Source organism: Paenibacillus sp. FSL R7-0345 (genome assembly GCF_038595055.1).
GTDB lineage: Bacteria > Bacillota > Bacilli > Paenibacillales > Paenibacillaceae > Paenibacillus_AQ.
Genome location: NZ_CP152002.1, coordinates 4734468 through 4758203, shown reverse-complemented (window position 1 = coordinate 4758203; position 23736 = coordinate 4734468). Strand labels below are relative to the sequence as shown.

The 23736-nt window shown below is 50.0% G+C and carries 17 protein-coding genes; all 17 read left to right on the top strand.

The features are described 5' to 3' along the window. Positions 1-21 precede the first annotated feature (21 nt). The 17 genes from pgmB (at position 22) to NST84_RS20550 (ending at position 23600) form a co-directional block, all read left to right on the top strand. Complete coding sequence (gene pgmB, locus NST84_RS20630) at positions 22-666, top strand: beta-phosphoglucomutase (protein WP_342562025.1); 645 nt, start codon at positions 22-24, stop codon at positions 664-666. Positions 667-806: 140 nt separating this feature from the next. Then, positions 807-1604, top strand: coding sequence for an alpha/beta hydrolase (locus NST84_RS20625; RefSeq protein WP_342562024.1), 798 nt, complete (start codon positions 807-809; stop codon positions 1602-1604). 148 nt (positions 1605-1752) lie between these two features. Next, positions 1753-3354 (top strand): peptide ABC transporter substrate-binding protein, encoded by a 1602-nt coding sequence (locus tag NST84_RS20620; RefSeq protein WP_342562023.1) that lies wholly within the window; start codon positions 1753-1755, stop codon positions 3352-3354. 540 nt (positions 3355-3894) lie between these two features. Then, positions 3895-5616, top strand: coding sequence for a histidine kinase (locus tag NST84_RS20615; protein ID WP_342566481.1), 1722 nt, complete (start codon positions 3895-3897; stop codon positions 5614-5616). 16 nt (positions 5617-5632) lie between these two features. After that, positions 5633-6967, top strand: a complete 1335-nt coding sequence (locus tag NST84_RS20610) for a response regulator (RefSeq protein WP_342562022.1) — start codon at positions 5633-5635, stop codon at positions 6965-6967. Between the two features lie 116 nt (positions 6968-7083). After that, positions 7084-8007 carry a sugar ABC transporter permease gene (locus tag NST84_RS20605; protein WP_342562021.1) on the top strand — a complete coding sequence of 308 codons (924 nt, stop codon included), beginning with the start codon at positions 7084-7086 and terminating at the stop codon, positions 8005-8007. Position 8008: 1 nt separating this feature from the next. Next, on the top strand, positions 8009-8881 hold the full coding sequence (locus NST84_RS20600) for a carbohydrate ABC transporter permease (RefSeq protein WP_342562020.1): 873 nt from the start codon (positions 8009-8011) through the stop codon (positions 8879-8881). A gap of 143 nt (positions 8882-9024) precedes the next feature. Next, on the top strand, positions 9025-10497 hold the full coding sequence (locus tag NST84_RS20595; protein WP_342562019.1) for an extracellular solute-binding protein: 1473 nt from the start codon (positions 9025-9027) through the stop codon (positions 10495-10497). A 355-nt stretch (positions 10498-10852) separates the two neighbouring features. Further along, entirely contained in the window at positions 10853-13474 is a 2622-nt protein-coding gene (gene adhE, locus NST84_RS20590; RefSeq protein WP_039875281.1) for a bifunctional acetaldehyde-CoA/alcohol dehydrogenase, read from the top strand. A 263-nt stretch (positions 13475-13737) separates the two neighbouring features. Then, entirely contained in the window at positions 13738-15999 is a 2262-nt protein-coding gene (gene pflB, locus NST84_RS20585; RefSeq protein ID WP_342562018.1) for a formate C-acetyltransferase, read from the top strand. A 123-nt stretch (positions 16000-16122) separates the two neighbouring features. Beyond that, positions 16123-16863 (top strand): pyruvate formate-lyase-activating protein, encoded by a 741-nt coding sequence (gene pflA / locus NST84_RS20580; RefSeq protein ID WP_342562017.1) that lies wholly within the window; start codon positions 16123-16125, stop codon positions 16861-16863. Positions 16864-17042: 179 nt separating this feature from the next. Next, on the top strand, positions 17043-17528 hold the full coding sequence (locus NST84_RS20575) for an HIT family protein (RefSeq protein ID WP_342562016.1): 486 nt from the start codon (positions 17043-17045) through the stop codon (positions 17526-17528). Between the two features lie 209 nt (positions 17529-17737). Beyond that, on the top strand, positions 17738-19147 hold the full coding sequence (locus NST84_RS20570; protein WP_342562015.1) for an extracellular solute-binding protein: 1410 nt from the start codon (positions 17738-17740) through the stop codon (positions 19145-19147). 86 nt (positions 19148-19233) lie between these two features. Next, the gene (locus tag NST84_RS20565) at positions 19234-20118 is read left to right on the top strand and encodes a sugar ABC transporter permease (protein WP_342562014.1); all 885 of its coding nucleotides are present in this window, start codon (positions 19234-19236) and stop codon (positions 20116-20118) included. Next, positions 20118-20948: a carbohydrate ABC transporter permease gene (locus tag NST84_RS20560; RefSeq protein WP_342562013.1), complete on the top strand. Its 831-nt coding sequence runs from the start codon at positions 20118-20120 to the stop codon at positions 20946-20948. The genes NST84_RS20565 and NST84_RS20560 overlap by 1 nt, the downstream gene beginning before the upstream one ends. 26 nt (positions 20949-20974) lie before the next feature. After that, a complete protein-coding gene (locus NST84_RS20555) occupies positions 20975-22831 on the top strand; it encodes a sensor histidine kinase (protein WP_342562012.1) in 1857 nt (618 codons plus the stop codon). Next, the gene (locus tag NST84_RS20550; protein ID WP_342562011.1) at positions 22809-23600 is read left to right on the top strand and encodes a response regulator; all 792 of its coding nucleotides are present in this window, start codon (positions 22809-22811) and stop codon (positions 23598-23600) included. The genes NST84_RS20555 and NST84_RS20550 overlap by 23 nt, the downstream gene beginning before the upstream one ends. Positions 23601-23736: the final 136 nt, after the last annotated feature.

The window sequence follows — 23736 nt, the reverse complement described above, 5'->3', positions numbered from 1 at the left end:
GAACGGGGAGGTTATGAATGTATGCCGGATTATAGCATGCTGAAGGAAATGAAAGGGGCCATCTTTGATCTGGATGGTGTCATCGTAGATACAGCGAAATATCATTATCTCGCGTGGAGATCTTTGGCTTCAGAGCTCGGCTTCAATTTTACTGAAGCGGATAATGAACGTCTTAAGGGTGTAAGCCGGATGCGGTCGCTGGATATCCTGCTGGAGATAGGCGGACTGGAATTCACTGAGGCGGAAAAACTTGCCATGGCGGACAAGAAGAACCGCCTTTATGTAGAGTATATCTCCCGGTTGGATGAATCGGAGCTGCTGCCTGGCGTAAAGCCGTATTTGGATGAGCTGCGCGGCAGCGGCATCAGTATCGCCTTGGGCTCTGCAAGCAAAAACGCGCTGTTCATTCTGGACCGGCTGAACATTGCCGGTTTGTTCGATGCCGTTGTTGACGGCAACAGGGTATCCAAAGCCAAGCCGGACCCGGAGGTGTTTCTTACAGCTGCTGAGGAGCTGGACTTGCAGCCCGGACAATGTGTCGTGTTCGAGGATGCCGAAGCAGGTGTCGCTGCAGCCAAAGCTGCAGGTATGCAGGTCGTCGGTATCGGCAGGTCTGAAGTGCTGAAGGAGGCAGACATTATTGTAAGCGGATTGCATGATCTATAGGGGCTTGATAGACTAAGAGTCGAGGGAAAGCAATCCCGGCATAGATTGAATATGAGAATATACATATATACAAGCATCAGCAGCGTTCAATCTATGCGGACTCATGATTCTATTATAGAAGGAAAGCCTGGGGGATGCAGATGGAAACGTTATTATTATGGCCGGAGGGAGCTCCGGGGGCGCTGGGGGCAGGCGATGAGGACTGCCCGGCAATTACGCCGTATCTGGTGGAAGGAAGCAATAACGCGGCAGTGCTGATCTGTCCCGGCGGCGCTTACTGGCTGCGGGCTGACCATGAAGGAGGGCCGGTAGCCGAGTGGCTGAACACGCTGGGCATCTCCGCTTTTGTGCTGCGTTACCGTGTAGCTCCTTATCTATATCCAAACGCCCTGCTGGATGCCCAAAGAGCGCTGCGCACCATCCGTTACCGCGCGGAGGAATTCGGAATTGATCCGCAAAAAACCGGTATACTGGGTTTCTCCGCCGGGGGGCATCTTGCCTCAACAGCATCGGGGCTGTTTGACAGAGGGAATAAGGAGGCAGAGGAGGTACTGGAACGGGAGTCCTGCCGTCCGGACTTCTCCATACTGTGTTATCCGGTCGTATCCATGATGGATGGTGTGACACATGAGGGCTCCAGGGAGAATCTGCTTGGTGCTAACCCGCCTGAGGAGCTGCTCCGCCGTTTAAGCGGTGAACTGCAGGTCACCCCTGATTCACCGCCTGCCTTCCTCTGGCATACTGCGGATGATGCCGCCGTTCCGGCGGAGAACAGCCTGCTGCTTGCCGCCGCACTGCGCCGCCAGCAGATTCCGTTTGACCTGCATGTCTATGCGCACGGGGCACATGGCCTGGGTTTGGCTGAAGAGGAGCCGCATACGCGCGGCTGGACAGATGCCTGCGCTTCCTGGCTGCAGATGAACGGGTACGGGAAATAGGCTGATCTTAATTATTCGTTCAGGCATGCAAGCCGTTCATGAGCTCTTGGAGCTTATGAACGGCTGTTTGTTATTCTATCTGAATGTGATGCTACATGATAAGATGAGAGTATTGGTTTAATTTTACAGAGGGGAAGGAGAATCTTAGATGAAAAAGCTGCTTCATATGCTTTTGGCATTGGGATTGATTTTGGGCATCGGGGTAACACAAGGGGAAGAGGTCTCAGCAGAAGGAAGCAGACAGGTGTTCAGAATTGGGGTGGACGTTATTCCGGGGTTACTTGATCCAGCCCTTACCGTCAACGATACGGAGTCTTCGGTTATTAAGGGCTTATTCGAAGGTCTGGTCCGCTTGAATGAGAACGGACAAGCTGTGCCGGGCATAGCGAAGTCCTGGAAAATATCGAACGGCGGCAAAACATACACCTTTGCTCTGCGGACCAGCGCCACATGGAGCAACGGACAGCCTGTAAAGGCGGCGGATTTTGAATATGCCTGGAAGCGGGCTTTATCTCCACAGTCATACAATAGCCTGGCCTTCAAAATGTATATGATCGCCGGAGCGGAGAGCTATCACAACGGCAAGCAGAAGGATGCCTCCAAAATAGGGATCAAGGCGCTGAATGACCATACCCTTCAAGTGACGCTTGCAGCTCCAAATTACACGTTTCTTCAGATGCTCGCCGAGAATATTTATCTGCCGGTTAACGCAGCAGTGGTTAAAGCTAATACCGGCTGGGCAACCAGCGCGAAGGCTATAGTGACTAACGGCCCGTTCAAGCTGGCAGCCTGGGATGCCAACCAAGTTGTTATGGTCAAAAATGCCGGATATTACGCAGCTAAGGAAATTCGGTTCTCTGAGGTTCATTTTCTCAAGCCGGCGGCTGGCCAGCCATCGAATACCGACACTTATCTGGATGCTGGGCTCGACTGGATCGGCAGCGGTGAAAATACTAGGATCGATTATTATGACCAGCTAACCGCTGATGCCAATACTGAAATCTATTCTTTTCCATACGCCAGCTTGTATTACTATCAGTTTAATGTGAATAAAGCTCCGTTCAATAATGTGAAGATACGTAAAGCGCTGGCAATGGCGGTTGACCGCGAGGGCTTGCCTTACGGTACTCCTGCTTATGGAGATGTTGCTCCAAGCATTCACGGGGCTAAACAAAGCTTCCGTTCAGAAATTAAGGATTCCAGATATTTCAGAGAAGATGATAAAGCGGCCCACAAGCTGCTGCAGGAGGGACTGAAGGAAGAGGGCTTAACCAGCTTGCCGGAATTCAATATAATTGTAAATGCGGAGCAAAATCATGATCTGATCGCCTCAATCATCGTTTCCGGCTGGAAGGAAAAACTGGGCATCAAAGCCAACGTTGAAGTTCAGGCCTGGAACGAGCTGCTGGACAACCGCTACAGCCAGAGCTACACAGTAGCCAGAGCCGGCTGGCGGGCGGATTACAATGACCCTGCTACGTTTCTGGAGTACTTCACGTCATGGAGTGCCGAAAATGATTCCGGCTGGAGCAATAAGCTGTATGACAGCTATATTCTGCAGGCGCGGCAAAAGCAGGACCCTGCCGAACGGATGCGCTTGTATGCCAAGGCCGAGAAATTGCTGATCGATGAAATGGTCATCCTGCCGCTGTACTACTATGTCGCGGATGTCCTGAAGCAACCGAATGTTCACGGTGTATATGTCGATTATGACGGCTCAATCGCTTTTACCAGAGGTTATTTAAAATAATCAGCCACACTCAGCCGGCCCGCCATATTCTGCACCATGGGCCCATCATCAAACAGGTCAGCCGGATGCTCCGGCTGGCCTGTTTGAATGTAAATGAGCTAATTAGGTGGAAAATGCACACTTATGCTTTAAACGTTGTTTGATGAAGAATATGCCAACACCCCGTAGTCAATCTTTTGTGCTTTACAGTTTCCGGAAGAGGCTGGAAGTCATGGAGCAGAAATTTGGAGCTGTAGGAGCGTCAGCGTCCGCCTTTGTCTCCGGATTTTAACCGCAAGCGGTATAAATCATAAAATCTGGAGACAACAGCGGCCGGAAGCCCAAATGTTCTGCGTAATGACACCCACAGCCTCGGAGGTGTCTGCCGGACGCAATAATTGCATACAATCCCGCCTAAACAACTTTAAAATAAACATATGTAAGCGCTTCTTCATTTGTTATATTATTGAAACTGGAGGTGGTTACAGGGTGTGGTCCGCACTGATCAGGCCGATTGTCCGGCTGAACGTCAAGCAGCAGCTGATTCTGCTGTTCGTCATTATGCTTACCCCAATTCTGATTCTTAACAGTTACGGCAATTACAAGGCCGAGCAGGTTCTGAAGCGTCATGTGACCAATGCTTATGTAGAGCTGAACAAGCAGAATTTCGCTATCATCAACAGGGACATCGATACCGTTAACAAAATAACGTCGACGGTGATCCAGAATCCGTTTCTGCAGCAGCTGAACATGAGCGGGCTTGATCCCATCATGGAGCGGGTGGAGCGCTATGAAACGATAGAAAAGCTGCTGGGCAGCTACTCGCAGGGGGTAGAGCGCGGAGATGCCATTTATTACTCTCTGTATGTATACGATCCGAACAATTATTATTTTTTCGCCCCCAATTTTCCGCAGGTGAAGAAGGCGGGGGTTTATTTTTTTACGAAGGAAGAGGAGCCGTTCTGGTTCAGGCAGGCAGTGGAGCAAAAGGGCCGGGGCAACCTGATGTTCATGGACCGGCTCAGCCCGCAGGCTGAGGACCAGAAGACGCTCACGTATGTGCGGGCGGTCAATAACATTTACCTTGGTGCCGGAACAATAGGCGTGCTCGTAGTGACGAAGATGGAGGCCAAGATCGGGGAATCTCTAAAGTCGATTTCGTTGCCGGACGGGGAAATTTACCTGACAGATATGAACAACCGGGTGCTGGCATCAAGCACGAATTCCATAGGCGACATTATCGGGCTGCCGGAGGGGGCCGAGACTGGCGATCCGGAAGGAACGGTGGACGTGATTACCGACGACTTCATTTATGTGGTGAACAACAACCATATGCTCGGGCAGAAGCTGGTCTATAAGATCCCGGTAAAAGCGCTGCTTCAGCAGCAGAACGAGATGAAAAGAGTCATTCAGTACATAACCGTGGCCTACGCCTTATTCGGTCTGATTATTATCACCTATTTCTGGCGTTCGCTGATGACACCGCTGCAGAAGCTGGCTTTTTTTGTGCGTAAGTATGAGCCGGGCAACCGGGTGCCGGAAACACCGAAACGCGGCAGCAATGACGAAGTCAGCGTGCTGATCTCCTCAACCTATGATATGGCGCGCAGGCTGAACGGCCTGATCATGTACAAATACCAGATGGAGCTGAAACAGAAGGAGTCCCAGCTGCAGCTGCTGTATCAGCAGATTAATCCGCATCTTTTGTATAACACTCTGGAAAGTATTTATTGGAAAAGCTCGCTGGAAGGCAACGTGGAATCCGCGGAAATGATCAAGGAGCTATCCAAGCTGATGAAAATCAGCCTCAGCCGCGGCCGGGAGCTGATTACGCTGGAGGAGGAGCTGGAGCACGCCAGCGCCTATATCAAGCTGCAGCAGCACCGCTACGATTACGTGTTCTCAGTGACCTGGAACATTGCAGCGGAAACCAAAAGCAATCTGATTCCCAAAATCACCCTTCAGCCCCTGATCGAAAACGCCATTATCCACGGGGTCAAAAATATGGAGGAAGACGGGGCAATTATCATCACTGCAGCCGCTATGGAGGACAGAGTGCTGATTACAATAGAAGACAATGGCTATAAGCAGGCTGACTACGAGGCGATCACCCGGATTCTTTATGATGAGAGCCCGAATCCGGCCAGCGGCTACGGCATCCGCAATATTAACCAGCGTGTGCAGCTGCATTTTGGCCCGGATTACGGTATCACCTACAGACCGCGTGCCGGAGGAGGAACGGTTGCCGCCGTTCTGCTGCCCAAAACAGAAGTTCAAGAATAGAAGGGGGAATCCGCAAATGTTCAATATTCTGGTTGTGGACGATGAACCGCTTATCTGTAAAGGCCTCAGCAGTCTGCTTGCTTCCTCCGGACTGGATATCGGCAATATTTATACGGCGGGCAGCGGCTTCGAGGCGCTCGACTGTATCCGGATGGAGGAGGTTGATCTGATTGTCACCGACATCCAGATGGGGGCGATGAGCGGGATCGAGCTGATGCAGCATGCCAAGCTGGCGAAGCCGTGGGTGCAGGCAATTGTCATTTCGGCCCACGAAACGTTCCAGTATGCGCAAATGGCCGTCAGGCTGGGCGCAAAGGATTACCTGATCAAGCCGCTGAACAGCGAGCAGTTTCTGGATTCGGTACGGAATGTGCTGCTCAAAATGGACCGCCCTTCGCCCGAGCTCGCCGGTTTCATGGCCGGACCCGGTGATAGCTTCCGGCTCGAGGAGCCTCTGCCTGCCTACAGCGAGGTGCTGAACAGGCTGCTTGCCGATTCTGCTGCCGTGATGGGCGGCGAAGAGCTTATGCGCAAGCTGGATGAGCTGAAGCTGCAGGGCCCTTATTTTGCCGTGCTCAAGATTAAGCTGCCGCTTCCGGGCACTGACAGCAGTGCCGATTACAGCCCGCGTGACCGCGGGCTGCTGCGCTACGGCGCGCTTAACATTGCGAAAGAGCTGCTGAACCAGGGATGGGACTCGACGGCCTTTTACTCGCCGGAGGAGGAAATCACTGTAATCATCCAGTGGGACGAAAAAAGCTACGAGGAGTCCGGGGGCGGTCAGGTCAGCAGGCTGGATGTGCTGGGCCGCAGCCTTTATTTTAACATCCACAAATATCTGCACCTGAATGCGGTCATCGGGATCAGCCAGATTCTCAGAGGATTGCCGTTTATGGCGGTGCTGAACCGCCAGGCGTCCCGGGCCATCCTCTGGAACAGGGAGCACAATGACCATTATGTGTTCTATTACGGGGACTTTAACTGGACCAGCTATACCGGTGACGGTGAGCCTTCCGCCGAGGAGCTGCACACCCGCAGCAATCTGATTGTCCAGAAGGCGAAGGAGTATATCAATGAAAATTACGCCCAGAAGGGTCTAACGATACATGAGGTAGCCAAAAAAAATCATGTCAGCCCCAACTATCTGAGCTATCTGTTCAAAAAAAATACAGGCCATAACCTGTGGGAATATGTAATTAAGCTGCGGATGGAGGAGAGCCGGGAGCTGATTTTGCATACCGATCTGCGCCGCTACGAAATTGCTGAACGGGTCGGGTATGAGTCGCCGGAGCATTTCAGCAAGATTTTCAAAAAATATTACGGCATCAGCCCGAGCGAGCTGAAGAAGTAAGAACACTCATGACTTCGGTAGATATACACATGTGCAGCCCCCCCCCGCCTTTCCTACAATTAAGGTAGGAAGCACTTTGTCAAAGTGCTTGAAGACGAAAGGAAAGAGGGAGCCAGATGAATCAGACCGCTGCACTTCACGACGAGCTGCCGGCAAAGCTTGAGAGCAGGCCGTATAAGCAGAACCGCTGGAAGAAAAATTTTTGGGGCTATATGTTCCTCGTCCCCGCGATTGTTATTTTCATCATGTTTATGTGGGTGCCTATTTTTAAAGGCTTTTTGTACAGCTTCTACACGGTGGATTTTGTTAAAGGAAACAGCTTTGTCGGCTTTGAAAATTATGCTAGAGCCCTTAGCGACCCCGATGTGCTGATCGCCATCAAGAACACACTATACTACATGCTGCTCTGTCTGGTTGTCGGCTTCTGGGTACCGATTGCCTTCGCCATTGCGATCTCTGAGCTGCGGAAGTTCGGCGGCTTCGTCCGGGTGGCGGCTTATCTGCCTTATGTCATGCCGGCGGTGGTCCTTTACGGGCTGTGGCGGTGGCTGTATGATCCTGTCGGTCCTGTTAATGCGCTGCTTGGTACTATGGGGGCAGATCAGATCCCTTTCCTGACGGACAGCAGGTGGTCGATGCTCTCACTTGTCTTTATGGAGACGTGGCAGCAGTTCGGCTCGGGGATGCTGATCTACCTGGCGGCTGTGCTCAGCATCCCGCGTGACTGGTATGAAGCGGCGGAGATTGACGGAGCCGGGGTGTGGGCGCGGATCCGCCACATTACGCTGCCGTCGCTGCGCAACCTGATCATCCTGATGCTGATTTTGCAGATCATCGCGACCTCGCAGGGGTATCAGTCCCAGCTGGCGCTGCTGGACGGCGGGCCGAACAAGACAACGCTAACCTATGCGCTGCTGATTGTAAAGTATGCTTTTACCAGACTGGATTACGGCACGGCCACGGCGCTGGGCATGCTGATGTTTATCGTCCTTGGCGGTTTGGGCATTTTACAGTTCAGGCTGAATAAGGAGGATAACTAGGATGAAGAGCGCAGAGAGAGGCATTCTGTCCGAGCACGATCTGAAAAAGACAGGCAATAAGGTTGTCTACGGTATTATGGTGCTGTGCATTGCCGTAATGGTGTTCACGATGATGTATCCGATCCTGATGACAATGTTCAACGGGCTGAAATCAAATGTCGAGGTTAACTCGTTTCCGCCGCATTTTTTTCCGCAGGAGTGGCATTTCGGCAATTTAAAGGATGCGGTGAATTATATTGATCTGCTGAAATTCCTCAAGAACACACTTTATATTTTTGCCGGAAATATGGTTATGACGCTGGTTGTGCTCGGGATGGCCTCGTTCAGCATTTCGCGGATGAACGTGCCGTACCGCAAAGCGTTCTACTTCTTTTTCCTGATGACGCTGTTCATTCCGGCGACGAGCTATATGATTCCAAACTTTGTAAATCTGAAGGAGCTGGGCCTGCTGAACCAGTATGCGGCTTTCTGGCTGCCGGCGGGAGCGAACACGTTTTATTTTCTGCTGCTGAAAAATTTCTTCGACGGGATCCACCCGGAGATCTTTGAAGCGGCGCGGATCGACGGGGCCTCGGAGCCGAGAAGCTTTTTCGCGATTGCTGTTCCGCTGTCGGTGCCGATTTTTGCCACGCTGGCGATCTTTATTTTCTCCACTGCATGGAACGACTGGTTCTGGCCGTCACTGGTCATGCATTCCGAGGAAAAATATACGCTGGCGACTGCGATCTACAAATATGTAATCAGCGTGAAGGCGCTTAATACGAATATCAAATTTGCCATTCTTTTTCTCGTGTCGCTGCCGCCGATTCTTGTGTTCCTGATATTCCAGAAGTTTATTATGCGCGGTGTAGCTTTGTCTGCAGTAAAAGGCTAGAGGGCTGAGTGCTGCGCTTAACATGAGAATCCACACGATCGTAAACCTGCACATGAAAGGAATATAAATACACCTCGTTTGTAAACGGTTTCTCTTTTAAGATGAATTTGTAAGCTAATTATGAATTGAAAAGGGGAGTTTCAATGCGTAAATTTTCCAGCGTATTAGCAGGCCTCCTTGTGGCGAGCTCGTTGTTATCCGCCTGCGGCGGCAACAATAACAGCAACGGAAATGCCCAGGGGAATACAGGAGGGGAAGCGACTCCGGCGCCGGCAGCTACAGCTGCAGATAACAGCACTGCTGCGACAGATGCGCCTGCGGATGATATCACCCAGAGAAAAGTAACAATCAAAATCCACTATCCGACCCCGGACCTGACCGAAATGCGCGCACAGGAAGACGACCGGATCAAGCGGTTCCAGACAGAGTATCCGAATGTAGAGATCATTAAGGACGACTGGCAGTACAGTGTCAGTGAAATCGGAATTAAAATGGCGGCCAATGAGGCCCCGACCTTCTTCAACACGTATGCGACGGAAGCGAAATTCCTGGTGGAAAAGGGCTGGGCGGCCGATATTACTGACCTCTGGAACGCTTATGAGTACAAGGAGCAGATCAATCCCGTGCTGCAGAACCAGTTCCTGATTGACGGTAAAATGTACGGTGTAACCCAAAAGGGCTACGTCACTACAACCATGATCAACAAAAAAATGCTGGACGATAAAGGTGTCGCCGTTCCGCCGATGGACTGGACCTGGGATGACATGCTGAATACCGCCAAAGGTGTTGCCGATGCGAAGAAAGGCATTTCCGGCATTGCACCAATGGGTAAAGGCAACGAGGCGGGCTGGAACTGGACCAACTTCCTGTTCGAGGCTGGCGGGGAGATCCAGAACGTAGATGGCGGCAAGGTAGTAGCCACTTTCAATTCAGACGCAGGCGTTAAGGCGCTGGATTTCTATAAAAAGCTGAGATGGGAAGCCGAAGCGATTCCGCAGGACTGGGCACTGGGCTGGGGCGATGCAGTCGGCGCATTCCAGCAGGGGCGTACAGCGATGGTTATGGCCGGCTCCGACGGCGTAATCGAGCAGGCGCTGAACCAGGGCGGACTCAAGCCGGCGGATGTGCTGACCTACCCGATGCCTGCTGCTGAAAAGGGCGGCAAGCACACCGGTGTACTCGGCGGGGATTATCTCGTAATCAATCCGAACGCCTCCAAGGATGAGCAGGAAATGGCGTTCCGTTATATCACGTTCGATTATTTCTCGGATAAGGGCCTGGATGCGCTTGATGCGATCCTACAGCAGCGCAAGGCGGACGGCAAATATTTTATCCCGCCGCTTCTGGACTACTATGCTGCTGACTCCGAGTTCGGCAAGAAAACCAAAGCAGTATATGACAAGTATTCGGACATCGTATATCAATACAACCCGGAGATTATGGCTCTGCTTGACGGAAAGCCGGAGGCCCAGTACAACACCCAGGACTACTATGCAACAATGTCCAACGTGATCCAGGAGCTGTTCTCCAAAAAAGGAACGGACTCCAAAGCCCAGCTGGATGCCGCAGCCAAAACGGTCCAGGAGCAATTCTTCGATACTATTACAGTTGAGTAGCAGACAGATAGCGGGTTAGTGCAGACAAAAGACCGGCAAATCCTCCGACCCTGGAGGACTGCCGGTCTTTTTCTTCACCATGTCAAATCAGGACAAATTGTGACAAAGCAGGGGCATCCAGAGCATGTAAAAGCACTGAAACTGGAGCATGAAAAGCCACACGAGTTAAATATAACCAAGGAAAATACATAAAAAGTGGGTAATAGTCCTGATTATGATAGAATGAAAGCGCTTTGAAAACGAATCAAAAAAACTTTATACTTTGTGAAAGAATTCACTATACAAGACGGAAATGATGTGTTAAGATAAATGTGTAGAGAAAAACAACCTAAAAATTGACAGGAGGACGAGGGAGATGGCAGTTAAGAACGAAGTCGCCGCCCAAGTGAAACAAACCACCGCTGAAGAATACATTCAGACTTTGGTGGATAAAGCAAAGAAAGCCCTGGATGCGTTCATGGAACTGGATCAGGAGCAGGTCAACACAATCGTTCATGCAATGGCATTGGCAGGTCTCGACAAACATATGTACCTGGCGAAACTGGCTGTCGAAGAAACAGGCCGCGGAGTGTACGAAGACAAAATTACGAAGAACATCTTCTCAACTGAATATATCTGGCACGGAATTAAGTATGACAAAACCGTAGGAGTTATTGAGGATAACGCCTACGAGAATTTCCAGAAAATTGCCGAACCAGTCGGAATTGTAATGGGTATCACACCGGTAACCAACCCAACATCCACCACGATGTTTAAAGCACTGATTTCCGCTAAGACACGTAACCCTATTATATTCGGTTTCCACCCTTCAGCGCAAGAGTGTAGCGCCGCAGCAGCCAAAATCCTTCATGATGCAGGTGTAAAAGCTGGAGCTCCTGAGAACTTCATCCAATGGATCGAGCTTCCTACCATGGATAAGACAAATGCACTGATGAACAACCCTGACGTTGCACTGATCCTGGCAACAGGCGGATCCGCAATGGTTAAAGCAGCTTACAGCTGCGGCAAGCCGGCTCTCGGCGTAGGCCCTGGTAACGTACCTGCCTTCATTGAGAAGAGTGCTGACATTGACCAGGCTGTAACCGACATTATCCTTTCCAAAACATTCGATAACGGTATGATTTGTGCTTCCGAGCAGGCTGTTATTATTGAAGAAGCTATTTTTGACCAGGTGAAGAAAAAGATGATTGCGAACGGCTGCTACTTCGTCAATAAAGATGAAGCTGCCAAGCTGACTAACGGTGCAATGAATGTAGAGAAGTGCGCAGTTAACCCGGCAATCGTAGGTCAATCCGCTGTGAAGATCGCTGAAATGTGTGGTATCCAGGTACCAGCCGGCACCAAGATTCTGGTTGCTGAAATCGAAGGCGTAGGCACTAAATACCCGCTGTCCGCTGAAAAGCTGAGCCCGGTTCTGGCTTGCTACAAAGTGAAAAATGCGGATCAGGGTATCGAACGCGCTGCGGAAATCGTTGAATTCGGCGGCATGGGCCACAGCTCGGCCATTCACTCCAATAATGAAGAAGTTATCATGAAGTTCTCGCACCGCCTGCAGACAGGACGTATTCTGGTGAATTCTCCTTCGACACACGGCGCCATCGGGGACATCTACAATACAAATATCCCTTCGCTCACTCTGGGCTGCGGATCATACGGCCGCAACTCGGTGTCGCAAAACGTTACTGCCATCAATCTGATCAACGTGAAAAGGGTGAACCGTCGTACCGTGAATATGCAATGGTTTAAAGTACCTGACAAAATTTACTTTGAAAAAGGATCCACACAATACCTGGCTAAAATGCCTAACATTACACGCGTAGCAATCATTACTGACCCTATGATGGTTAAACTGGGTTACGTGGAAAGAGTTGAGCACTACCTGCGCCAGCGCCAGACTCCTGTAGCTATTGAGGTGTTCTCGGAAGTTGAGCCGGATCCATCGACTACAACCGTTGAAAAAGGTACAGCTATGATGAACAGATTCCAGCCGGACTGCATCATCGCACTCGGCGGCGGTTCCCCAATGGATGCTGCCAAAGGCATGTGGCTGTTCTACGAACACCCGGATGTAGACTTTAACAACCTGAAACAAAAATTCATGGATATCCGCAAACGCGTATACAAATATCCTACCCTGGGTCAAAAGGCGAAATTCGTTGCCATTCCGACTACTTCGGGTACCGGATCAGAAGTAACCTCGTTCGCAGTTATCACAGATAAAACTGCCGGTAACAACACCAAGTATCCGCTGGCTGATTATGAGCTGACTCCAGACGTTGCGATTATCGATCCTGAATTTGTATACAGCCTGCCAAGAACTGCAGTTGCTGATACAGGTATGGACGTACTGACTCACGCTATTGAAGCTTATGTATCTGTAATGGCAAGCGACTACTCCGACGGTCTGGCAATCAAGGCGATTCAGCTGGTGTTCCAGTACCTGGAAAAATCCGCATTGCAGGCAGATAAAGTTGCCCGTGAAAAAATGCACAATGCTTCGACACTTGCGGGTATGGCGTTCGCTAACGCATTCCTGGGCATCAACCACAGCTTGGCGCACAAATGGGGCGGACAGTACCACACCGCACATGGCCGCACCAATGCGATCCTGATGCCTCACGTTATCCGTTACAATGCCAAGAAGCCTACGAAGTTCGCTTCGTTCCCTAAATATTCGCACTTTGTAGCTGATGAGCGTTATGCCGAAATCGCCCGTATTCTGGGATTGCCGGCCCGTACTACTGAAGAGGGCGTAACAAGCCTGATCAATGCGATCCGCGACATGAACAAGAAGCTCGGTATCGAAGAATCGTTCTCTGCCCTGGGCTTTGATCCTAAGGATTTCGAATCCCGTGTAGATTACCTGGCTGACCGTGCATTTGAAGACCAATGTACAACTGCTAACCCTAAATTGCCGCTGGTAAGTGAGCTGGCTGACGTATACCGCAATGCCTTCTACGGAAGATTTGACGTCTAATTAGGTGTTGAGTGGCGAATAATATGTTTAAAGGATAATATGGGACTGGATGGTAGTGACAAATATCACCGGAAAGGTGATATTTGTCACAGTCCTTTTTCAGAAAATAAACTAAAATGTTTATATAAACAGCGAGCCCGAGATATGAAAGTGCGATTGTGAATTTTATAACAACCATATCTTTGGGATCACGAGACACGGGATCAACCTTCAAGCCCGCGATCTCTACAAATATAATAAATATATAAATGGAGGGATTTAGCATGTCGGTGATTGAAAAAGATGTACAAGAAGTAAAGTCGGGTTGGAGAAGTTTTACAAAAGGCAAATGGGCCAAGAAAGTTGACGTTAACAACTTTATTTCAACAAACATTAAGCCTTATGAAGGAAATGAAGATTTCCTCGTAGGTCCTACAAGCAACACCACTGAACTGTGGAAGATCATTTCCCAGCTGAGCAAGGAAGAAAGAGAAAGAGGCGGCGTATGGGACGTTTCCCTGGATACTGTCTCCACTATCACTTCCCACGCACCAGGCTACATCGACAAGGACAAGGAACAAATCGTAGGCGTGCAGACTGATGCTCCTTTCAGACGTTCCATCCAGCCGTTCGGCGGCATCAAGATGATGATCGATGCTACTAAGGCTTACGGCTTCGAGCTTCCGAATAACATTGTCGAAATGTTCACGAATATCCGCAAAACGCATAACCAAGGCGTATTTGATGCATATACACCTGATATGAGAGCCGTGCGTAAATCCGGCGTTATCACAGGTCTTCCTGATGCTTACGGCCGCGGACGCATCATCGGCGACTACCGCCGTGTTGCTCTGTACGGTATTGATTTCCTGATCAAAGACAAGAAACAGCAACAGACTGAGCTTGAAGTTGATTCCATGACTGAAGATGTGATCCGTCTGCGTGAAGAGCTGTCCGAGCAGATCCGCGCTCTGGGCGAACTGAAAGAAATGGCTGCCGCTCACGGTCTTGATATTTCTAAACCGGCTAACTCCTTCAAAGAAGCTACTCAATGGGTATACTTCGGTTACCTGGCAGCAGTTAAAGAGCAGAACGGTGCGGCAATGTCCCTGGGACGCGTATCCTCGTTCCTTGATATCTATGCACAACGTGATTTCGAAGAAGGTACTCTTACAGAAGAGCAGGCACAAGAAATCGTTGACCATTTCGTAATGAAGCTGCGTATCGTGAAATTCCTGCGTACGCCTGACTATAACGAACTGTTCTCCGGCGACCCTACTTGGGTAACAGAATCCATCGGCGGTATGGCTGAAGATGGAACAACCCGCGTAACCAAGAACAGCTTCCGCTTCCTGCACACCCTGTACAATCTGGGACCTGCACCGGAACCGAACCTGACTGTACTCTGGTCCGAGAAACTGCCTGAAGGCTTCAAGAAATTCTGTGCCAAGGTATCTATCGAAACCAGTGCGATCCAATATGAGAACGATGATGTAATGCGTCCTTACTGGGGTGATGATTACGCGATTGCCTGCTGCGTATCCCCAATGCGCATCGGTAAACAAATGCAGTTCTTCGGAGCCCGTGCTAACCTTGCAAAAGCCCTGCTGTACGCAATCAACGGCGGTGTGGATGAGAAATCCGGTGCACAGGTAGGTCCTGAATATCCTGCAATCACTTCCGAGTATCTGGATTACAACGAAGTAATGAAACGCTTCAAACCAATGATGGAGTGGCTGGCTAAGACTTACGTTAACACCCTGAACATCATCCACTACATGCATGACAAATATTCCTACGAACGCATCGAAATGGCACTGCATGACCGTGACATTCTGCGTACAATGGCTTGCGGTATCGCTGGTCTGTCCGTTGCTGCTGACTCCCTGAGCGCGATCAAATACGCTAAGGTTAAACCAATCCGCAACGAACAAGGCATTGCCATCGACTTCGAAACTGAAGGTGAATTCCCTTGCTACGGTAACAACGATGACGCTGTTGACAGCATCGCAGTTGAGCTGGTTGAAACCTTCATGACCATGATCCGCAAAAACAAAACGTACCGTGATGCTGTTCCGACTCAATCGGTACTGACAATCACTTCGAACGTTGTTTACGGTAAGAAGACTGGTACTACTCCAGACGGACGTAAAAAAGGCGAACCATTCGCACCAGGTGCTAACCCAATGCACGGACGCGACAAGAAGGGCGCACTTGCATCCCTGAACTCGGTTGCCAAACTGCCTTACTCCGATGCACAGGACGGTATCTCCAATACATTCTCCATCGTTCCTAAGGCGCTGGGTAAAGACGAAGAATCCCGTAAGTCCAACCTGGTATTCATGATGGACGGATACTTCCACAATAGCGCTCAGCACTTGAACGTTAACGTATTTAACCGTGAGCAGCTGATCGATGCTATGGATCACCCAGAGAACTACCCGCAGCTGACAGTTCGTGTATCCGGCTATGCCGTTAACTTCATCAAGCTGACCCGCGAACAACAGCTGGACGTTATCAACCGTACGTTCCACTCTTCGATGTAAGATTTGTTCTTGGACATCAGAAACTGAAATAAACTACAGAGCTGCCGCCCTTGCAAGAGGGCGGTAAACTCTTGTCTGGAATTCATTAAAATTTTAAGTTTTTTTTCGAAAGGATGACCTCATATGGTTAAAGGACATATCCACTCATTAGAAACCTTTGGAACGGTGGATGGCCCGGGAATCCGCTTCGTGCTTTTTATGCAGGGCTGTCTGCTTAAATGCCAGTATTGCCATAACCCCGATACCTGGGGACTGAACGAAGGCAAGGAAATGACACTCGAAGAAGTATTAGCGGAAATCGAGCCTTACTTGAATTATTATAAGACTTCCGGCGGCGGACTTACTGTATCCGGTGGTGAGCCTACACTGCAGGCGCATTTTGTGAAGCAGCTGTTTACTGAAGTTAAGAAGCGCTGGAATCTGCATACCACTCTTGATTCCAACGGCTACAATGACGGTTCAAAGATCAGCGATCTGCTCGATGTTACCGATCTTGTCCTGCTGGACCTGAAGCATATTGACGATGAAGCTCATATTAAGCTGACCGGAAAGTCCAACGACCGTACCTTGAAGCTGGCCCGCTGGCTGTCTGATCATAACCGTAAAATGTGGATCCGCCACGTATATGTACCCGGCATTCATAATAAGGAAGAAGATCTGCTTAACCTTGGACGTTTTATCGGAACCCTGAACGGGGTTGAGAAGTTTGAAATCCTGCCTTATCATCAGATGGGGATTTATAAATGGCAAGAGCTTGGCCGCCCTTATGAGCTTGAAGGGGTACCTTCACCGGGCGATGAGGAAGTGCAGCGCGCATACCGGCTGATTGAAGAAGGACGCAAAGAATCAGCGCTGGTAAAATAATGAATACTGATGAATGAAGCCGTACCTGACAGCAGACAGCATGCTGTGGGACGGCTTTTTGCTAGGCGGCAGAAGAGGCAATAAAGCTCATGTTGGATTAAGTTAACTCATAGTATATTAGGCATTGAATCACATATGGAGCTAGACTAATTAATCACGATCCGTTAGGAGAGAGCAAAATGAATCTTTATTTCCATGAACCGCAAGATTATCATTGTCCTTTTTGCCTGCTTGTACAAGGGACCGAAAATGAGCATGTTCTTTCCAGGCAGTCAGACATTTTTTACCATGACGAGCTCGTTACCGCATTTATTGCTTCACACTGGTGGCCCGGCAATCGCGGACATGTACTTATTATTCCCAATAGGCATATTGAGAATATTTACAGTCTGACAGGAGAACTCTCCGACCGGATACATAGGCTGGAAATTGAAGTGGCAAAAGCGCTGAAGAAAACGTACGGGTGTGACGGGGTCTCCTCACGGCAGCATAATGAGCCGTCAGGCAACCAGGATGTATGGCATTATCATCTGCACGTATTTCCGCGCTACAAGAACGATCAGCTCTACACTTCAAAAGCCATAATGGCTACGGCAGAAGAACGAAGCTCCTATTCAGACAAGCTTAGGGAATATTTTGCACAAAAAATCAAAAGTAATGTATAGATAATATGACGTTTTGACGGTTTTTTTCAGCTGAAAATGTAAAAGTATGTTATCTTAAATTACGTGTGATGTAAGATAAATGGTATGTATTCGCTTACATTAGACGTTTTTATCCCTGTTGTAGATGAATGTTAACCTTACGATTACAAAAGGGGTTTTTTATAATAAGAGGTGTAAGGGAAATCATTAAATAGGGAGGGTCACCCGTAATGAGAAAAAGTATAACAATGCTGTTGTCCCTGATGCTAGTCAGTTCTGCACTGTTGACTGCCTGCGGTGGTAACAACAATAACAATGCAGGTAACAACGGAGAAGCCGCGTCAACAAACAGCGGAACGGCCGCAACGAACGCCCCTGCTACAGAAGAGCCTGCGAACACGGAGCCTTTTGAAATGACAATCCGCCATACCCAGGTTGGTGCCGACAAGCAAAAGCGTCTGGCCATACTGGAGGATGTTGTCGGCAAGGTGCAGGCGGAAGTTCCCGGACTGACCTTTAAGCTCGACGGCGTAGATTCCGATGTGAACCGCAAAGAGAAACTGCGCGGTGAAATGGCCGCCGGCAACCCGCCGGAAATTTTCGACCTGTTCGGCAGCCCGGACTCCAAGATTTATGCAAAGGAAGGCAAGCTGCTGGATCTGACTCCGATTCTGGAGGAGCTGGGCATTAAGGACAAATTCTCTAATCTGGACCCGTTTACTTATGAAGGTAAAATCTACGGACTGCCGATCGGCGGCTCAGGAGAGGGCTTCTTCTATAACAAAGAATACTATGCAAGCAAAGGCTGGAAAGCACCGGCCACCTTCGCCGAGCTGGAGCAGCAGCTGGCTGATATCAAAGCGGACGGCAAAGTGCCGCTGGCAGGTGCTTCCAAAGCAGGCTGGGTACCGCTGATGCTGGCCAACCATTTGTGGTCCCGTTATGCCGGACCTGATGTTACAGCGAAGTTCGCGACCGGAGAAGCAAAGTGGAGTGACCCGAATGTGGTTAAAGGTTTTGCCAAATACAAGGAGTGGGTCGATAAAGGCTACTTCAAAAAAGGCGAGCTCGGCTTCGAATATGCTGAATATACGACTCAATTCACCAGCGGTGAAGCGATTCTGATGTATGACGGAACATGGAAATCCTCCGTATTCAAAGCCGGCCAGTCCGGTGAAGGCCTGATCGGCAAGGTTGGTTTCTTTAACATTCCGGCGGTTGACGGCGGAGCAGGTGACCAGACAGCGCTGATGCGTGATGTGAACAACGGCTACGGCTTCTCTGCTTCGGCAGGTGAGGATGAGCGCCAGCTGGCTGCTGTGAAATCCTTCATTAAAAATATGTACAACGAAGAAATGCAGCTGCGCGGTCTGGTTGAGGATGGCGTCCTGCCGGCAATGAAGCTGGATCAGACGGTGCTTGATGCGAATATTACTGATGATCTGATGAAAGAAATCGTGGCGGTGCTGAATAACTCCGCATCCTCCTTCCCGGCGTTTGACTCGCTAGTTCAGGCTGATGTGACCACCGAGATCAGCAACATCCAGATTCAAAAGCTGATCGGCGGCCAGACTACTCCTGAGAAGATGGGCGAAGAGCTGCAAAAGATTCAGGAAGAAGCGAACGCAGCTGTGGAGTAGGCAACCATTGAAATGTACCCTGGTGGCTGCTCCAGGGTACATTTTTTTAAAGATTGGCGCCCAGATCTCAAGCATCGGAGGTAGTTATGAATAAAGCGCTCAGAAATCCGCTCGTCTTTATCCTGTTCGTTCTTCCTGCACTTGCCTTATTCCTGATCTTCTTTATCTATCCCATATTCAGCTCCGTCTATTACAGCCTGACCAGCTGGAACGGTGTATCCGACACGGTTAAAATGACCGGCCTGTCGAATTATGAAAAGGCACTCGGCGATGACCGTTTCTGGGTATCGGTGAAGAATAACGGATGGTTCATTCTGTTCTCCGTTTTTATCCAGGTTCCGCTTATTATTCTTTTCTCCTTGCTGATTGCCAACGTCAAGAAACTCAAGGGTTTGTATAAAACGGCAGTATTTATGCCTTCTATTATGTCAACGGCGGTCATCGGTATCCTCTGGGGCTTCATTTATGAGCCGAACATCGGCCTGTTTAACAAGCTGCTGTGCCTGGTTGGCATAGATCCGGTATACTGGCTGTCCGATGAACGGTTTGCCATGCTGTCGATTCTGATCACCAATGCGTGGCAATGGACCGGGTTCTACATTGTAATGGTGCTGGCGGCGATTCTGGCCATTCCGGGAGAGCTTGAGGAGGCTGCGGCGATTGACGGCGCTACGGGCTTCCAGCGGGCTACACGCATCACCCTGCCGCTGATTGTGCCGATCATTTCAGTGGTGATTATGCTCTCCATTGCCGGGGCAATGAAGGCTGCCGATATCGTCATCGTTATGACCAAAGGCGGTCCGGCCGGTTCTACTGAAGTAATGGCAACTTATATGATCAAGTATGCAATCACGAACTTTAAATACGGGTACGGCAATACCATTGCGGTCCTGATCTTCGTATTTACGCTTATCGTGACAGTGGTGTACCAGCTGCTGTTTAACCGGCGTAGTGAAAGGATTGAATACTGATGCCGCGTGCTCTCAGAAAAAGTCTGCCCCATGCCGCGCTGCTCGGCTACCTGCTGGTTGTGCTGTTCCCGTTCCTGTTTGTCCTGTTCTCCTCTGTAAAAAAGGACAATAACTCGATAGCCCTGAACCCCTTCGGCATTCCGGAGGAGTTCGTATTTAATAACTATGTGGAAGCCTGGGTCAATGCGAAGATCAGCACGTACTTTTTTAACAGCCTATATATTTCGGTCTTTGCCTCGGTGGTGTCGATTATCCTGGCCGGTATGTTCGCCTTCGCGGTTACCCGGATGCGCCACGGACGCTGGAATATACTGCTGTACTCGTTTGTACTGGTCGGAATGCTGATTCCGAATAATGCGCTGATGCTGCCGATCTATACGATTGTACGCAAGCTGCATATTCTGAACACGCACTGGGCGCTCATTATTCCGTATATTGCCAATGCGATCCCGTTTACGATCATTATTCTCGCTGCCTTCATGCGTTCACTTCCCAGTGAAATTGAGGAAGCGGCGGTAATGGATGGGTTGAAGGCCCCGGGTATCTTTGCTAAGATTATTGTACCTCTGACGGTTCCCGCCATGGTTACAGTATTCATCGTCAATTTCCTGGGAAATTGGAATGAGTTTTTGCTGGCCAACTATTTTCTTTCCAATGATGAGCTGCGCACGCTTCCGGTGGGGATGGTCCAATTCCGCGATCAGTATCAGATGAATTATGCGCAGATGTCTGCCGGTATCGTCTACAGCGTGCTGCCGGTGGTAATCATTTATGCTATTTTGCAGGAGAAAATAATTGAAGGTGTCACGGCAGGCAGCGTAAAGGGCTAACTCAACTACAGTCAGGAGCGCAGCTTATGAATTTGCGCTACAAATTATTTACTGCCTTTCTGGGCCTGATTATTATTCCGCTCTTTACCCTTGGTATGATTATGTTCTTCGTCACGTATAACTCCATTGAGAAGAAGTACAGCCAGCAATCCGAGTATTCACTCAAAGCGATCAGCTACAGCATCTCCAATGTGTTCAAAGATATGAACAATGTAACGGATAACGGGATAGCCACCTCGGTATTTCACATGGCACTTAGTGCGGATGATCCCTCCAAGCAGGATTTGACCGATGCCGAGCAGCTCAGCCTGAACGCCAGCCAGCGCAATTTCCGGAGTCTGCTCTATAATCATCCGTCGATCAGCTATGCGTTTTTGTACAATTTTAACGGAAAAGGCAGCTCGGAAATTGTCTCGGTATTCACCAAGGAAAACTTCCGGACGCTACCGTACGAAAAATTCAAGGGAAGTGAGCTGTACCAGGAAGTAATGGAGCTTAACGGTGTGCCCAAGTGGCTGGCGCCGCATGAGTATCCGGAGCTGACCGGAACGGAGCCGGTATTTACGCAGATCCGTCTGATCAAAGAGCTCAGCTTTTTTCAGAATATCGGTATTCTGGTGGTGCAGATCAAGAACTGGGAGTTCGAATCGATCTTCCGTAATTTGAAAATCGGCGACAGCAGCCAGAAGGTCTCATTTATGCTGGTAAATGATAACGGGATGATCCTGCTTGATCCGGACCACGGTCTGGACGGGCAGGATTTGAGCTCTTTTACTGCTAAAAAAATCTCGTATAAGCCGGGCTTTCAGAGCTTCCGAACAGAGTTCGCCGGTGAAAAAAGCATCCTGTCCGTCTATCACCTCAAGGACTATCCCTGGAGTCTGGTCTCGGTCACCTCGTGGGATTCCCTGTCCCGTGAAGTTACGGTGTTCGCCCGCTGGTTCGTTGCCGTGATTTTTCTGTGCCTGCTGGCGGCAGTCATATTTAACCTGTTTTTTATGAACCGGATTACCGGCGGTATTGCCGTCATTGTCCGCTTCATGCGCCGGGTAGAGGATGGCGATCTGACCACAAGGGTAGAGGAAAAAGGCAATGACGAGATGACTCTGCTGGCCAGAGGCATCAACGACCTGATGAATAAAATCAATACGCTGTTCAACCGGATTCAGGTCGAGCAGCGCCGCAAAAACCAGGCGGAAATGCGGGTGCTGCAGGCGCAGATCAAGCCGCATTTCCTATTTAATACACTGGAATCGATCAATGTGCTTGCTGTCCAGAATGAAGGGCGGAAGGTCAGTGAGATGGTCTACCGGCTGGCCGGTATTCTGCGGATCAGTATTCAGGACCGGGACGAAATTACGCTGCAGGAGGAAGTTACCCATCTGCGCAACTATCTGGATATCCAGAAGTTCCGCTTCGAGGATGTGTTTGATTATGAGATCGATATCCCGGATGAGCTGCTGGGCTGCGGTATTCTGAAGCTGACGCTGCAGCCGCTGGTCGAGAACAGCATTCAGCACGGGTTCGAGGGGATCGGATACCACGGCGTGGTAAAGGTGAAGGGCTGGGAGGAGCGCGGCAATCTGATTCTGCGGATACAGGATAACGGAATCGGCATGACGCCGGCCCAGCTGTCCATGTTCCAGTACATGGTTAATGATCCTGTTGAGACGGATGCCCGCGGCCAGACCGGTGAAGGTGTGCGCCATCAGGAACGGCGTGGACTGGGCGTCCGCAGTGTAGCTGACCGTATCCGGATTGAGTATGGCAACCGGTACGGCATCTTTATCTGCGCCAGTCCCGGCACCGGAACGGTCATCCAATGCGTCATTCCTAAATATGAGCAGGGGGAGGATCATTATGCTAAAGGTACTGCTGGTTGACGATGAAGCCCCTATTCTGAATAATCTCAACAGAGTGCTGCCGTGGCAGGAGATGGGGATGGAGGTTGCCGGCATGGCGCGCAGCGGAATGGAGGCGCTCAGGATTGCCGAGCAGGAGGCACCAGATCTGGTGCTCTGTGACATCCGCATGCCGGTGATGGACGGTCTTACCTTTGTCGGGAAGCTGCGGGAAATGGGCCTGGAGAGTGAGGTGCTGCTGCTCAGCGGTTATCAGGAATTTGATTATGCCCGGGAAGCGATCCGTCTCGGAGTTAAGGAATATATCTGCAAGCCGATTCACTACGAGGAGCTTGGCAACAAAGTGCGCAATATCGGCGCGCAAATCCGCAGCAGGCAGTATAAAGATAAGCTGTATAACAGTATTCCGCTGTTTCAAGAGCTGCCTGCTGGTGACGAGACACATAAGAAATCACCCGAACAGCTGATGAATCAGGCGGTAAAATACATTTCCGAGCGGCTGAACCATGATCTGGGCATAGAGGAGGTTGCGGGCAAAATCGGCATCAGCAGCAGCTACTTCTGCCTTTTGTTCAAGAACCGGTTTGCGGTGACCTTTGTGGAATATGTGACCCAGCAGCGGATTGAAGCAGCCAAGTTCATGCTTGCCAGCACAGACAAAAGCATTGCGGCGATCAGCGCAGGTGTGGGCTATCAGGAGCGGCGTTATTTTACTAAAGTGTTCCAGAAGCAGACCGGGATGACCCCGAAGGAATACCGTGACAGGAGCGCTCGCCCGGAGGCACATTGACTGGATTTAATTTCTTGAATATCTGCCGGAGTAAAAGGCAACCAATAAAAAGTCTTATACAAAGCACAATGCGTGGACGATTAACCTGGATGATCCGGGGGATCGTCTTTGTTTTTTTCTTAACATAAAATGAAAC